Raw genomic sequence first — 14,170 nt, 5'->3', positions numbered from 1 at the left:
TTTACTGATGTTCTTTACATTGTTCCTTCAATTCTTTTTCCAAGCCACTAAGAATTTTTCTTTTAGCATTTAAAACGGCCGCTTTAGCACTTCTTACTCCAGCCGTCCCAACTTGATAATAGTCTATACCGTTATCCATCAAGTTATTCTGTTGTTTCAATTTCCATGCAGTAACAGGTTTATGATGGTGAAGAAATCTGTAAGCGTACACTAAATGGACATTTGCAAAAAATTTCCCATTTGAATTAATAAATGCCAACAATGAAATTGTATCCACTCTCACCGAAACGACAGATCCTAATTTTTCTTCCAGTAAATCTTTTGCAGCACTCTCCCAATCAATCTCCAATTCATCCTGGGAACCTGCTATGTTGGGAACCTCCGAACCAATAGGAGTGGTAAAAAACATGATACCTACTAATTCCACTCTACAAGGGTTGGTTGCATTCTTGGCAGGACCTACAGATAACATACTCAATACGAGTAAACTTGCCACCAAGTGTCATTTCATCAAAGCATATGATAGAGCAAAAAATAGATAATCCAAGAAAAAACCACTATACCTGGCAACATAAAATTAACAATAATTACATAGATACTTCTCTTCATCTACCAGACTATTGACCGTATAAGTTTGAATAATCTCAAACCATGTTGATCACCAACCAGTCCAGAAAAGACGATTATTCTATGTAGATAGAAAGAATCACGCTATTCAATATCCAGCCTGAGTCTCCGCATAACGAACCAGCGCTTTTTTGTCTCCCAGATGCTCGGCTACTTTCAGACCTATTTCCGCCATCTTCTTCCGTACGGAAGCTTTGTCTACTTCCTTCAACCATACCGTCAGGAAGGTATCGGCCCGGGCCGACAATTGCTTGTCTTTCCATAAATCAAGCACCTGCCCATAAAACCCTAGAAACTGCAATGCCGTTTTTTCATGACTCAAGAGCGAAGGAAGCGCCTTTTCCAGCACAGCGCAGGTTTGTACCCTCACCTTCCGGTCGATTTTGTTCTCTTGGTAAAATTTCAGCCAGTTTTTGAAAAAGATTCTCTTGGTTTTCACCCCATAAGGCAACTTTCCAGCCATATCCGGAATATCTTTCCGGGCTAAAGCACAGAAATTGCGCATATACGCGTCTACAGAATCCCATGATTCATTTTGCGCCAGCAATCTTGGATAAACGGCATAGCCATTCGCCTTTTTCCAATCAAGCCCCAGTTCATTCTTCATGAAATACTCCCACAGAGTGGGATTTCCGGGAAAAGCCTCCTTGAATTGTTCCAGCAAAGCCAATTTATCTTTCTCCGCCAGGCGGACATTCCTTCTCATCAAGGCCTGCCATGCGGGATAATTGGAGGCATTCCGTCTTAATGCCTCTTTCAGCAGTGCTTCCGCCTTCTGTGGATCGGCAGCCAGCAGGGATAAATAATAACAGAGATTGGATGCAGCGGCATCCTTCCCCTTCCAAAAACGGGGGAGCTCTGTAATCGTGGAAACGGAACCTTTCCACGGTCCGCCGGACCCGCCTTCCGACCATATCCAGCCATAAATGTTATTTCCTATCTTCCATTCTCCGTCTGCCCCCTTCCACACAAAGGCGCAATGCCCTGGCTGGCCGATTGTGTAGGAAGGAATCCCCTTCGCCTTCACAAACCCGGCCGCCCCTTTGGAAACGGCGCCGCACACACCCCCATACTCCACGTAAATTTGCAAAGAAATAGGTTTATGATCGTAGAACGCTCCACCGGCATGCACGCTGATTCCCTGCTTATTCTTCATCCGGTAGGGGATCAGACCGCAACAGGCATACCCTGCGTTCCCCGCCTTGATCTTCTTTTTGCCAGCCAGGTAATCCTGTGCCCAGGCAAGCTCCTCAATACTTTCCCTGCCCCGGAAAAGAATGCCGAATTCCCACGGTTCCAGCGTAATGAACTGCGGAAACAGTTTTTTCTCCGCAAAAGCCTTTTTGTAAAAATCATACCGGGCTTCGCATGCCTCCGGCTCCCGGGACGTAGAAACCAACGCCGCACCCAATGCCATGTTGAGACCAACTCCGGAAAGCTCTTTCCCTTCCTTCACCCAGATATTCCGCAATACAGCCAGCGTATTCTTTCCCGAGGCCTTGGCAAACGCCAGTTTTTCAAACACCTCCGGGTGATTCAGCAACCATTGCACAAATTCCTTGTCCTTCAATTCATGAAGGATGTAAGTCCTTTCCTTCCCCACCAACGCAAAAAAATGGGCCATGTAGCAAGCCTGCGCCACCTCCCGGTCCTTCAACAGAGATTCCACGGAAAACGTTTTTTCCGCCTCCAATTTCTTTTGAACATATTGCCGGCACAGCCCGGCAATATTCCGCACATCCCCTCCTTCCACCTGCCATGCCAGGCGCTGATGGGACAAATCTCCAGCAACAACCGCTGGCAAGAAGAACAAATAGAGGAATAAGAGTTTAAACATAAATAGGCTAAATAAGAAAACTATCTATGAGGATATTTTTTACCAATTATTTTCTGCGCTTGGGAAAACCCTTGTACAAGTAGGAAGCTTGAGGAACTCGTCCAATTGTTCTATCCAATAAATCAGGAATTTCATCATCACCATATCCCGCCAATTTAAGATATCTTTTCACCTGTACAGCTTTAGTCGGATAAAATTGGACTAACATTCCTACAAAATCCTCTTCCATATTATTGATGATTGAATTCAATTTTCTTTGTCTCCCAATTCTAACATTCATGTAATTACAATATTTTGTAAATCTATCTCTATCCTGCCTAAGATCCATGTTATATAAATATAAAAATCTATTATATTTATATGTATAAAGAAAAAGAGGATTTAATTCTTGTCGAAATTGATTCAATATCATGGATGAATATAACAGAAACAATTCTCTCATCACAAGTGCCTCGTCATGAAGTTTTGTTCCGTTAGATTTTCTAATTTCTTTCGGAAAAAATGATAAAATCATTTTTTCCTTCACTTCATAATCAAGATCAGAATTTTCGCATAGCCATTCTCCATTACTTTCTACAGTGTCATCAATAAAGGGAACTGCGGCAACCAAATAAAAAAGCCACATCCCTTTTTGCAAATCATTTTTTATATCAGGCAGTATTTTATTAGCTTGTTCATAAAATTTAAAAATATCCCCCTGCAGGGCCGATTTTTCAGCGTTTGATAGTAGGAGATATAATTTTTCATTAGTTTCATGAAGGAGAGGTTTTTTTAAAGAACTATCAAATATTTTGGCCTCGCTTACAGTCGAAAAAACTAAAATAAAACATGATAATATATATATTACTTTCATAACAGATTGTTTGACTAACTGAATTATTATACTTACAGATCAATCATCTCTCGTTCCTGTATCTATATGAATGGCGTCCCCTGCTGTACTTCTTTCAACAGAACATCCAAATTTACAAATTTTAACTTTGAAATTCTTCAACTCATCTATACGATTCCCATCATAACTTTCATCAAATGTTTGAATATACACTACATCACCGATTAAACAACAATCTTTCCCATTGACAACAGTGTAAAACCCGCAACGCCAAAAATAAAATAATGGCAATGGAAGATTTTGGAATAATAATATTGAATTTTCCCGATGTTCCTTCGGTGGATATACTCCAATTAAATCACTCATATGTCCATTATACTCATCAATTCGTTGTGGATTTGGATTAGGCATATGAGGAGCCAATCCTTCAGGAAGATCTTCAGGTTTATCCAATGATCTTTCTATAAAGTTTATATTTGAAAAGCTCACCGTCCGCGGCTGAAAGACTAAAGCTAAATGAGTGGAAGCCCCAACTTCATTCACTTTCCCATCACGGGGACCATCAGGACTCCGTTCAGAAAGATTTATCCCTTCTATTTTGTTTGGTACCAGAACATTAAATTTTTTTGGCTTGGGCTTATCGTCCAAATTAGTTTTAACTTCCACACTTACCTCTCCTTTGATAACAGGATCCTTTTTAGCCGTTAAAACAGCTTTAAATTTATCCTTTTCATTAATTGTTAGTATTGCCCATTTTTCACTTTGTTCGGAAAGTTTCCATTCTATCTCATCCTTATTAACAAGAGAAAGTAATTTTCCCTCCAACTCTAAATCCACTTCTTCTCCAATTCCAATATCTTCTCGTTTTTGATCTTCCTCTCTATCAAGATCAAAGATCATACATTCAGCAGAATACTTGCGTGTCTTCGAACTGATATATAAATCCCTCCCTTCGTCCTCTAAATCTCCATCTTCTGCAAACCCTAAAGAAAATGCTCCAATTGCCATGAAGAAAAAATTTCCCCACATGAATAACTGTCCTGACCGTTTCATAGAAGTATAGGTTGTAGTACGTTATACAAAAAAATCAGAATTCAGGCACAAAGTCAATGATTTTAGAATAAAATTGAGACAATATTGGATTCGCCAGGAACATGAGGACGAGAAAAAGGAGATTTACCTTAGGCTGAAGAATATGATGCCCACATTAAGCAATCCGCAAAACTCCATCTCAATCCGCTTGATTACGATATTGATAAGCTCAATTCTAAATAAATTGACAGCATGACAGAGAGCGTTTGGCAGTTCATTGAATCTCTCCTATATTTCTCCAACAAAGCATTACAATTTCTTTTCCTAAAATGATTTGCTACGTTTAAACTCCTAAATTAGACCAGATAACTCTATTTTCATTTGTTTAAAGAAAAAGAGAAGATTTGTTCTTTACCGAACTCTATTACTTTCTTTAGATGTTTGCGTTTATGTTAGGAGTTGCTCAAAGTGAACTAGACTTTCTCCGAATTTCCCATGCTCAGTTCCACATCTAATCTTTCACTTCGGAACGATATAATCTGACAGCAATCGTGCGAAGGGGAATGGAGTGCGGGGGATGAGCGGAAAACCTTCTTTTACGGATTGGGAGGGAGACGACACCAGCATCGCTTCATCATCTTGACCTGTCCTTTTATTCCCTTATGCAGAGCACCAGCAACCCGCCTCACAAAACAATGGAATAAAGACACATGCTGTATTTTTCTCTTCACTAAAGATATTGTTTTTTGTGTTGGAAAGTTTCCTTTTAGCCAACGCTGATTCCATTGAAAAGAAAAACGGCGTCCTTCCGCTGGACGGAGGACGCCGGGATTTTCCGGAAATCGGATAGACTGCCAGTTTGAGCAGCGAAGCGCACAAACCTTAGGACTTGTAACGCAAACGCTTCTTGTGACGGTTCTGACGCATGCGCTTGCTGCGCTTATGCTTGTTGATTTTTGCTTTACGGCGTTTTTTGAGCGATCCCATGATTGTGGTTCGTTTGTTGTTTTACTGTGGTGAGAAAAAAGTTAGTAGACCAGCTTGTTGAGCGGGTATTCAATGATGCCTTCCGCGCCGAGGGCCTTGAGCTGCGGAATGATATCCCGGACGACGGATTCGTCAATAACCGTTTCCACGGCCAGCCAGCCTTCTTCCGCCAGGTGGGAGATGGTGGGGCGGCGCAGGGACGGCAGGGCTTCCACGAGGCCATTGAGGGAAGCGGCGGGGAGGTTCATTTTCAGACCCACTTTCCGGCGGGCTTCCAGAGCGCCCCTGAGCATCATGACCAGGCTTTCCAGCTTCTGCTTTTTCCATTCGTCCTGCATCGTTTCCCGGTTCGCGATGAACTGGGGATAGGAGGTCATCAAGGTGTCCACGATGCGGAGCTTGTTGGCCTTGATGGAGCTGCCCGTTTCCGTGATGTCCACAATGGCGTCCACCAGCTCCGGCACTTTCACTTCCGTAGCGCCCCAGGAGAATTCCACATGGGCCTTGATGCCCTTTTCCTGAAGCCAGCGTTCCGTGATGCCCACGCCTTCCGTGGCGATGCGCTTGCCCTGCAGGTCTTCCGCACAGGTGATAGGGGAGTTTTCCGGAACCACCAGCACCCAGCGGGTGGGCTTGGAAGTGGCCTTGGAGTATTGAAGGTCCGTCAGCACTTCCACGTCCGCGCGGTTTTCATAAATCCAGTCGCGTCCGGTGATGCCGCAGTCGATGAAACCGTCATTGACGTAACGGCCGATTTCCTGGGCGCGGATCAGGAAGAGTTCCAGATCGTCGTCGTCACAGGTCGGGCGGTACCCGCGGCTGGACACGTATACATTGTAGCCGGCCTTGCGGAACAATTCCACGGTGGAGTCCTGCAAACTGCCTTTGGGAAGTGCTATTTTGAGTTTCTTCGACATGATGGGACGGGAATGAAAACCCACGCGGGCCTCATTGTCAAGTTTAGAACCGAATCCGGCCCATTTTACCGGGCCATGAGCCGTTCAATGTCATCAGGCAGCAGCGGCACGTCCCCCAACAGGTCAATGTTTTCCTTTTCCCCGATCAGGATGTCGTTTTCCAGGCGGATGCCGATGCCTTCCTCCGCTATGTAGATGCCCGGCTCAATGGTGAAGACCATGCCCGGCAGCACGACGGGGTTGGTTTCCCCCACGTCGTGCACGTCCAGCCCCAGGAAGTGGGAGCAGCCGTGCATGTAGTATTTCCGCACGATGGGAGGATCGGACGGTTTTTCCGCCACCTGCGCGGGCGTGACAAGCCCCAGCTTGACGAGTTCTCCGGCAGCGAAGACGCGCACCAGGCGCTCATATTCCGATTTCAAGATGCCGGGCCTCAGGACGCTTTTGGCATAGGTCATCATGTTCAGCACGCTTTCATACACGGCGCGCTGGCGTGGGGTGAATTTTCCGTTCACGGGAACGGTGCGGGTCATGTCGGAGTTGTAGTTTCCGTATTCCGTGCCTATGTCCATGAGCACCAGGCCGCCGTCCTCGCACCTCTTGTCGTTCTGGATGTAGTGCAGCACGCAGGTGTCCTTTCCGGAGGCAATGATAGGAAGGAAGGAGAATTTGCGCGGCCCCCGGCTGATGAATTCGTTAGCCAGAAAGCCCTCGATCTGCCATTCCCCCACCCCCGGCCTGATGAACCGGAGCAGCGCCCGGAAGCCTTCATTGGTAATGTCACAAGCCTTCCTGAGCGCCTTGATTTCCTCCGGCTTTTTGATCTGGCGCATCTCCGCCATGATTTCATAAACGTTTTTCAGAACCGCATCCGGGAATTTTTCCTTCAGTTCCTTGGTCATGCGGGCATTGCGCGTTTCCACCGGGCAGGTGCAGCGCGGATGCTGGTTGGCTTCCACAAAGACCATGGTGGCGGCCGGAACCAGGGTATCCAGCAGCGTATCATATTCATTGGTCCAACGCACGTCCCGGATGCCGCTCAATTCCCTCGCCTGATCCTGCGTGAGACGGGCTCCTTCCCAGATGGCGATCTGTTCATTCGTTTCACGCAACAGCAGGATTTCATCCCAGCCGTCCTCCCGGATGGTCATGATAAGGACGGTTTCCTCCTGGTCAATCCCGGTGAGGTAAAAGAGGTTGGCATTCTGGTGCAGGGCGAAGGTGCCGTCCGCATTCGTGGGGAACACGTCGTTGGCATGCAGGATCAGCATACTGCCGGCGGGCAGGCGGGAAGCCAGTTCCGCACGATTGCCGGCAAAAAAGGAGGAAGGTAGCGGCTCGTATCTCATACCGACAGCATGCTCCGCTTTTCCAGCTTGTCAATCATGCATCCGGACACGAAACGGCCTTCCTGCGGTTCATATTAAGTTCTTGCGGCCCGGCATTCTTTTGTTCATTCTGGGCTTTATGCTTTTCCGTGCTGTTTTTTCCGCCGCAGCTATTCTTTTCACGGGCGTTTCCTGCTCCTCCGGTCCTTACCGGCCCGTTTCCCCGCTCATTACTCATGCTGCGGAGCTGAAGGAGGCGCACGGCAACCTCGGCGGCGTCTGGTGCCATCCCTCCGCCGGGCAATTCCTCTGGAAACAGCAAAGGCGGCAGTACGTTTACATTGCCCCCGTGGAAATCAGCTCCATCCGGCAGCAGTTCCCGGAGGCTTCCCCCTACCTGGCGCGCGAATTCCGGGATTCCCTGCAAAAGGAGGTTCGCCTCTTGATTGACCGCAATAATGAGAAGCCCGGCAATCATGTCCGCTGGGTGCTGAGCGACCGCCCGCACACGCCCGGCGTGAAGGTTTCCCTGGCGATCGTCCAATTAAAGCCCACGGACGTTGGGGGAAAAGTCGTGGCCCTGGGCGTGGGAATCGTCTCGCCGATTCCGGGCGTTTCCTTCATTATCAATCATTTCGCCTCTGGAGCGGTAGGGATTGAAGGCAACATCGTTTCCCTGGATAACGGGACGATCTTGAAGGAATTTTACGGGCGCAACAGGGATCCCATCAATATTTTTTCCTGCAACAGTTTTGAGGAGTTCGCCTGCGACAAGTACAACCTGGACCGTTTTGCCCGGCAGATTGCGGAAATTCTGGAGGAGGAGCCTTCCCATTCCTGATTTCCCCCGCCGGGGAAAACTCTTGATGACAATCGGGTCATGACTCGAACACCGGACATGCGGGCGCCGTCTTATCCTGCATGTACGGTGCTATTTCACGGCTCCTGCTGGCGCTGGGAACGGGATTGGTTTTTTCCTGTTCCAGTTCCCAGCACATGCCCGTTTCCCCCTTGATTACCCATCCTCTTCATGCGGATTCCAAACAGAGCTGCTTCCAGGGCGTCTGGTACAACCCCACAGAGCAGGCCATCTGGAATTCCCCGCGCCTGAAGGTGTATGTGGCCCCCATCAATATTGATTATATCAAGGCCAGATTCCCGAAGGAGGCCCCGGCCCTGGCTGAACAGTTCAGGACGGAGCTTCAGAAAGACATCCGCAGGGTGCTGGAGAATAAATCCAAACAGACCGGAGGAAGGATCAAGTGGCAGCTGGTTGACCGCCCCGCACCGGGCGGCGTGACTCTTTACATCGCCATGGTCAAGCTGAAGCCTACGGACGTAGGCGGCAATATCATGTCCGACCTGGTTTCCCTGGCGTCCCCCCTTCCGGGCACTTCCCTGATCCTCGGCAATTTCATGAGCGGGGACGTAGGCATTGAAGGGCGCCTGTCAGACATGCGCACAGGCACCAGCATCATGGAGTTCAAGGCCTACAATACGGACCCCATCACGCTGTTTTCCGTGAAGGAGTTCGAGCGCTTCGCCTTTGACCAGCAGAATTTGCAGCTTTTCGCCAGCGGAATTTCCGCCATTTTCAAGGGCGGACCTTCCAGTTATATTCCCAAGACGGGGGAAGTTGACCTGGACCCGTTTTAAGCGGCTTTTCCGGCTGATTCCTCCTTGTTCTTTTTTTCAGGATCATAGAAGGTGCATTCCTGCACCGTCTGCCTGGTTTTAAAGGCATAGACGAAGAAGGCGACGCCCACCAGCACGAGGAAGACGGAAAGGAACTGCCCGCGGGTCAATCCCATGGAGAAGGGGGAGTCCGGTTCCCGGTATTCCTCGCAAACGATTCTCCCGACAGCATAGAGAATGGCAAAGATGCCGCAGAACACGCCATTCCAGGCACGCGGGAATTTCACCCGGATGAACCACAGAACGGCAAAGAGAAGCACTCCTTCCGCAAATGCTTCATACAACTGGGAAGGATAGCGCGCATGGTCCTGCATCATCTGCCCCACGATTTCCTTGATGGCGGGCGTATCCCTCACCCGGTCGGTCACCCAGGCGGCAGTCATGCGGTCCGGCACGGTTATTCCGGATAGGGAAAGCTTGTCCAGCAATCCGGGCGTTTCATAGATGCGGGAGGCCACGCGGACGAACAAGTCCGGGTCCTGGGACAGTTCCGCCGGAAAGATCATTCCCTGGGCGGATCCGGGCGATACAATGCGCCCGTACAGTTCCCCATTGATGAAGTTGGCCATGCGCCCGAAGAAGAGCCCTACGGGGGCCACAATGGCCAGCCCGTCCAGCAGGGCCACCCACTTGACGCGGTGCTTCCACGCGTAGTAGAACGTGTACAGCCCCACGCCGATCATTCCTCCGTGGCTGGCCATGCCCCCTTCCCATACCCGCAGGGCCATGAGAGGGTCCGCCAGGAACTGGGACCAGCCGTGGTTGGGTATCTGGTAAAAGAGCACGTATCCCAGCCGTCCGCCGATCAGGACGCCGAAGATCGCCACATAGGTGACAAAGTCCGCCAGCCTGTCCTGCGGAATGGGATACAGCTTCCGGCGGGACAGCCAGGAGAGCAGAAAGTATCCGCCGATGAAGCCCATCAGGTAGGCCACGCCATACCAGCGCAGGGCAATGGAGTCCGTCACCTGCCAGATGACGGGGTCCAGGTCGTGTACGTAAGCGGTCAAATTCATGGGCGTTCCTTTCAGGGCAGATAATGGGTAAGGGCTTCCACGGCTTCACGGTCCAGGGCGCGCACCAGCGCCACCGTCAGTTCCACCGCCGCGCGGTAGTCCCGCAGGTCCAGCACGCCGTTATGGGCATGAATGTACCGGGTGGGGATTCCCAGCACGATCGTGGGAACTCCCCTGCCGGAGAGATGAAGGGCCGCCGCATCCGTTCCGCCGGAACGGCGCACCGTCAGCTGGAAGGGGATGCCTGCATCCGCCGCCGTTTTCTCGGCCAGGGCGGCCAGACGGGGATTGGTGATGGCCGTAGGGTCAAACAACCTGATCTGCACGCCGCCGCCCAGGGCTCCCTGGGAATCCGCCACGGTAAAACCGGGGATATCGTCCGCGGGGGGGCCTTCCAGCACGATCACGCAATCCGGGCGCATGGCGACTCCGGCCGTTTTCGCGCCACGCGTCCCCACTTCCTCCTGCACCGTGGCGGCGGCAATCAGTGTATTGGGGTGTCCTTCCCGGCACAATGTCTTGAAGGCCTCTATCATCACGGAAAGGCCGGCACGGTTGTCAAAGGCCTTGCCCATGACCCGGAACGGATTTTCCAGAGGCGAGAATGCCGCGTCCGGCACCACGGGATCACCCAGATGAATGCCGAATTCATTTTTCACCTGTTCCGCGCTTTCAGCGCCCACGTCCACAAACAGGGCTTCCATGCTCATGACGCTGTTGCGCTGGCCTTCCGGCAGAAAATGGGGAGGCTTGGAACCGATCACCCCCTGAACGCTGCGGCCTGAACGCGTTTTCACCAGAACACGCTGGCTCAACAGGGTATGCGGCCACCAGCCGCCTATCCCCACCAGTTGAAGAAAGCCGTTTGCCGTGATGTTCTGTACCAGGAACCCGATTTCATCCATGTGGGCGGCCAGCATCACGCGGGGGCCTGAATCGCCATTGGTGCAGAACAGGCTTCCCGAACCGTCGGAGGAAAATTCCCCGCATCCTTCAAGTTCCTGCGCCACAAGGTTCCGTACTTCATCCTCATGCCCTGAAATACCGTGGGCTTCTGAAAACTTTTTCAGCAGATCCGAATCAATCGCCATGGGCCGAGCATGTGAAAACACCCCTTCCAGGTCAAGCCCGCAGCCATGCCGCATGATTTTTTCTTGACCGCACGGGGGGAACCTCCGGATTGAGCCTCATCCTGCGCAACACCCGTTACATGGAAAGAAACAAGAGATTTTTGCTAGCCACAGTTCGGTTTTTGGTGTAACTAATCAGGGAATCGAATTGTGCTATGAAATCCATCCTTAACACTATCACGGCCATGCTGGCTGCGGTGCTTTTCATTCCTGCGGCATCGGCGCAAACCACCAGCAATCCCAGAATGCAGGTGAAGGTCACGTTGGAAAAGCTGTCCCTGTACATGCGCCAGTCCCCCAATGTCATGACCCAGGACGATCCCCGGCCGCTCCCGAAGCCGAAGAGATGGGCGGATTTTGAAATGCCCTTCAAGGTGGAAGCCGCTCCCGTGCCCAAGTCCGGCTACATTGATTCCCTGACGTTCAAATTCTATATTGCCGTAGTCAACCCGGACCGTGCCCGCCAGTACCTGAAACTGTACAAGGAAGTAAAATACGTCAATGTTCCGGTAGGGGAAGCCACGTATGCCTCCGTCTATCTCTCCCCTTCTTCCGTCAAGCGCATCACCGGTTCGGAAGGCGGCAGGGGCAAGTGGGTGAAGTACCAGGGCGTGGTGGTGGAATACAATGGCAAAATCGTCGCCACTTATTCCTCCGAACGCGGCAAGATGGAAAAATGGTGGACCATCCAGTCCCCCAGCATCGTGGAAACCTCCTATTATCCCCTCCTGAACAAGGATGAAACGCCCTTCTCCGTGTACTGGTATGACCGTTATCCGGAAATCATGAGGCCCAACAGCCAGCAGGCGGCTCCCAGCCCGGCCCCGTTCGGCACGCCCACGGAAGCTCCGGCTGCGGACGGCGAATAAAGCCCCATCAACATTTTTCTCATCTCATTTTTTATTTAACAGAAATCACCCATGGCTAATTCACGACAAATCGTCGCATTAAACGTAGGTTCCCAGAGAGTTTCAATGGGCGTCTTTTCCAAGACCTCCAAAGACGCCCTTATCCTGGACCGCTATGCTACGCGCCTCGTAGTGCTGGACCCGTCGGCGGAAGGCTTGCGCCTGACGAAAATAGGGGAGGCAATCGCCGACCTCGTCCAGGAACTCAATGTCAAAGGCAGCGTTGCCAACTATTCCGTTTCCGGGCAATCCGTTTTCATCCGCTTCGTCAAGCTTCCGGCCCTGGACGATACCGATGTGGAACAGCTCATCCGCTTTGAAGCCCAGCAGCACGTCCCCTTCCCGCTGGATGAAGTGGTGTGGGACTACCACCTCCTCCCCGCCAAGGGCCTGGAACGGGAAGCCGTCCTTGTAGCCATCAAGGCGGAAGATCTGGATTCCCTTAATGACGAAATCGTCTCCCACAACCTTTCCACCGGCAAGGTGGACTGCGCGCTGACCTCCCTGTACAACGCGTATGTGGACAGCTACCCGGATGAAAAAGAGCCGGTGATGCTCATCGACATCGGCGCCAAGTCCACGGACCTGATTTACAGCGAACAGGGCCGCTTCTTCACCCGCAGCATTTCCGCGGGCGGCATCTTCGTCACTTCCGCCATCGCCCGGGAATTCAACGTTCCCTTCATGGAGGCGGAACGCCTGAAGACCACCAGCGGCCTCGTTTCCATGAGCAACGGACAGACGGAGGGGCTGGATCCCGCCACGGCCAACCTGGCTACCGTCATCCGCACGGCCATGACCAGGCTGGCTTCCGAAATCCAGCGCACCACCAACCATTACCGCGCCCAGATGAACGGAAGCGCTCCCGTGAAGGCCTACCTGTGCGGCGGCGGCGCGTCCCTGCCCTACACCAAGGAATTCCTGGAAGACAAGCTGGGCATTCCGATTTCCTTCTTCAATCCCATGCACAACGTGGGCGTGGGTTCCGGCGTGGACGTGAACACCATCTCCCGTGAAGCCTTTATCCTGGGCGGCCTGATCGGCACCGCCGTCAACGCCATCGGCAGGGCTTCCCTCAACATTGACCTGGAACCCACGGCAATTGCCAAAAAGCGCGCCAACCAGAAGAAGATGCCCGCCATCATCGCCGGAGCCGCCATCGCCGTTCTCGGCGCCGCAGCCTATGCCGTCACCGGATATATGGGCGTGCAGAAGGCGGAGGAAACCCTCGCCGGCGTGCACCCCACCGTCACCTCCATCAAGTCGGAGCAATCCGCCCTGCGCCAGAAGGAACAGGAGCTGAAAAAACTGGACGCCACCCTGGCCTCCTACCAACAGCTCACGCTACAGCGCTACGGATATGCGGACATCATCAAGCACCTGCTGGAACAGTCGGAACACAAGGATTATCCCTACTGGTTCACGGACTTCGAACCGCTGGCCCACTTCAATCCGGAGGATACCACCCAGATCACAGGCTACTCCGTTATCAAGGATTCCTTCACGTCGGATAAAAACACGTCCCTGGTGGACGACATCAGGATGGAATCCTCCGCGAACACCTCCAGTGAAGATGAACCGTCCGTTTACAGCGTTAACGCCGTGCGCCTGACCGGGTTTGTCCGGCGCAGTCTGGGCGGCCAGAGAATCATCCAGGACCTTCAGGCAAAAATAGACGGGAACAAGGAATCCCTGTTCACCTTCAAGCCCGGAGACGTAAAGCTGGAAGCCCGCCAGATCATGGAGCTGGGAGCCAAGGACGCCAAGGTAGACGCAGCGGCAGGGGCCTTTGTCCCCTTCAAGCTGGTGCTTCCGTTAAAAACTCCCATTCCCGTGAACTTTAACAAATAAGATTACCCAA

Annotated in this window: 13 protein-coding genes; 4 read left to right on the top strand and 9 right to left on the bottom strand. The window is 51.4% G+C overall.

The genetic code is table 11. The features are described 5' to 3' along the window. Nucleotide 1: 1 nt before the first annotated feature. The 7 genes from QSJ36_RS11355 to QSJ36_RS11330 form a co-directional block, all read right to left on the bottom strand. Nucleotides 2–409, bottom strand: coding sequence for a hypothetical protein (locus tag QSJ36_RS11355; protein ID WP_102726528.1), 408 nt, complete (start codon nucleotides 407–409; stop codon nucleotides 2–4). A gap of 306 nt (nucleotides 410–715) precedes the next feature. Continuing rightward, entirely contained in the window at nucleotides 716–2,251 is a 1,536-nt protein-coding gene (locus QSJ36_RS11350; RefSeq protein ID WP_285468690.1) for a hypothetical protein, read from the bottom strand. 259 nt (nucleotides 2,252–2,510) lie between these two features. Next, nucleotides 2,511–3,317, bottom strand: a complete 807-nt coding sequence (locus tag QSJ36_RS11345) for a hypothetical protein (RefSeq protein WP_285468689.1) — start codon at nucleotides 3,315–3,317, stop codon at nucleotides 2,511–2,513. Nucleotides 3,318–3,356: 39 nt separating this feature from the next. After that, nucleotides 3,357–4,304, bottom strand: coding sequence for a hypothetical protein (locus tag QSJ36_RS11340; protein ID WP_285468688.1), 948 nt, complete (start codon nucleotides 4,302–4,304; stop codon nucleotides 3,357–3,359). 906 nt (nucleotides 4,305–5,210) lie between these two features. Further along, nucleotides 5,211–5,315: a hypothetical protein gene (locus QSJ36_RS12825; RefSeq protein ID WP_012420149.1), complete on the bottom strand. Its 105-nt coding sequence runs from the start codon at nucleotides 5,313–5,315 to the stop codon at nucleotides 5,211–5,213. Between the two features lie 41 nt (nucleotides 5,316–5,356). Then, nucleotides 5,357–6,232 (bottom strand): ATP phosphoribosyltransferase, encoded by an 876-nt coding sequence (gene hisG / locus QSJ36_RS11335; RefSeq protein ID WP_022398184.1) that lies wholly within the window; start codon nucleotides 6,230–6,232, stop codon nucleotides 5,357–5,359. A gap of 65 nt (nucleotides 6,233–6,297) precedes the next feature. Beyond that, nucleotides 6,298–7,581, bottom strand: a complete 1,284-nt coding sequence (locus QSJ36_RS11330; protein ID WP_022398185.1) for an aminopeptidase P N-terminal domain-containing protein — start codon at nucleotides 7,579–7,581, stop codon at nucleotides 6,298–6,300. 118 nt (nucleotides 7,582–7,699) lie between these two features. Here QSJ36_RS11330 and QSJ36_RS11325 point away from each other — a divergent pair, with 118 nt between their 5' ends. Next, complete coding sequence (locus QSJ36_RS11325; RefSeq protein WP_146020115.1) at nucleotides 7,700–8,401, top strand: DUF3313 domain-containing protein; 702 nt, start codon at nucleotides 7,700–7,702, stop codon at nucleotides 8,399–8,401. 80 nt (nucleotides 8,402–8,481) lie between these two features. Beyond that, complete coding sequence (locus tag QSJ36_RS11320) at nucleotides 8,482–9,216, top strand: DUF3313 family protein (RefSeq protein ID WP_102726533.1); 735 nt, start codon at nucleotides 8,482–8,484, stop codon at nucleotides 9,214–9,216. Here QSJ36_RS11320 and lgt read toward each other — a convergent pair. Then, nucleotides 9,213–10,271, bottom strand: coding sequence for a prolipoprotein diacylglyceryl transferase (gene lgt / locus QSJ36_RS11315; protein ID WP_022398188.1), 1,059 nt, complete (start codon nucleotides 10,269–10,271; stop codon nucleotides 9,213–9,215). The two genes, QSJ36_RS11320 and lgt, sit on opposite strands and share 4 nt — an antisense overlap. An 11-nt stretch (nucleotides 10,272–10,282) precedes the next feature. Further along, nucleotides 10,283–11,362 (bottom strand): M42 family metallopeptidase, encoded by a 1,080-nt coding sequence (locus QSJ36_RS11310; protein ID WP_285468687.1) that lies wholly within the window; start codon nucleotides 11,360–11,362, stop codon nucleotides 10,283–10,285. A 194-nt stretch (nucleotides 11,363–11,556) separates the two neighbouring features. Between QSJ36_RS11310 and QSJ36_RS11305 the strand changes: the two genes are divergently transcribed. Continuing rightward, a complete protein-coding gene (locus tag QSJ36_RS11305; protein WP_022398190.1) occupies nucleotides 11,557–12,270 on the top strand; it encodes an Amuc_1102 family pilus-like protein in 714 nt (237 codons plus the stop codon). Nucleotides 12,271–12,321: 51 nt separating this feature from the next. Next, a complete protein-coding gene (locus QSJ36_RS11300) occupies nucleotides 12,322–14,160 on the top strand; it encodes an Amuc_1101 family PilM-like pilus complex protein (protein ID WP_022398191.1) in 1,839 nt (612 codons plus the stop codon). Nucleotides 14,161–14,170 lie beyond the last annotated feature (10 nt).

It is taken from the genome of Akkermansia sp. NBRC 115031 (assembly GCF_030268505.1).
GTDB lineage: Bacteria > Verrucomicrobiota > Verrucomicrobiia > Verrucomicrobiales > Akkermansiaceae > Akkermansia > Akkermansia massiliensis.
The sequence above is the reverse complement of the archived record's forward strand: the minus strand, read 5'-3'. Positions and strand labels throughout refer to the sequence as shown.

Bases quoted from the DNA above. Each gene is read 5' to 3' on its own strand.
- QSJ36_RS11355 (WP_102726528.1), bottom strand. From the start codon at position 409: ATGTTTTTTACCACTCCTATTGGTTCGGAGGTTCCCAACATAGCAGGT.
- QSJ36_RS11350 (WP_285468690.1), bottom strand. From the start codon at position 2,251: ATGGCCCATTTTTTTGCGTTGGTGGGGAAGGAAAGGACTTACATCCTT.
- QSJ36_RS11345 (WP_285468689.1), bottom strand. From the start codon at position 3,317: ATGAAAGTAATATATATATTATCATGTTTTATTTTAGTTTTTTCGACT.
- QSJ36_RS11340 (WP_285468688.1), bottom strand. From the start codon at position 4,304: ATGGCAATTGGAGCATTTTCTTTAGGGTTTGCAGAAGATGGAGATTTA.
- QSJ36_RS12825 (WP_012420149.1), bottom strand. From the start codon at position 5,315: ATGGGATCGCTCAAAAAACGCCGTAAAGCAAAAATCAACAAGCATAAG.
- hisG (WP_022398184.1), bottom strand. From the start codon at position 6,232: ATGTCGAAGAAACTCAAAATAGCACTTCCCAAAGGCAGTTTGCAGGAC.
- QSJ36_RS11330 (WP_022398185.1), bottom strand. From the start codon at position 7,581: ATGAGATACGAGCCGCTACCTTCCTCCTTTTTTGCCGGCAATCGTGCG.
- QSJ36_RS11325 (WP_146020115.1), top strand. From the start codon at position 7,700: ATGCTTTTCCGTGCTGTTTTTTCCGCCGCAGCTATTCTTTTCACGGGC.
- QSJ36_RS11320 (WP_102726533.1), top strand. From the start codon at position 8,482: ATGTACGGTGCTATTTCACGGCTCCTGCTGGCGCTGGGAACGGGATTG.
- lgt (WP_022398188.1), bottom strand. From the start codon at position 10,271: ATGAATTTGACCGCTTACGTACACGACCTGGACCCCGTCATCTGGCAG.
- QSJ36_RS11310 (WP_285468687.1), bottom strand. From the start codon at position 11,362: ATGGCGATTGATTCGGATCTGCTGAAAAAGTTTTCAGAAGCCCACGGT.
- QSJ36_RS11305 (WP_022398190.1), top strand. From the start codon at position 11,557: ATGAAATCCATCCTTAACACTATCACGGCCATGCTGGCTGCGGTGCTT.
- QSJ36_RS11300 (WP_022398191.1), top strand. From the start codon at position 12,322: ATGGCTAATTCACGACAAATCGTCGCATTAAACGTAGGTTCCCAGAGA.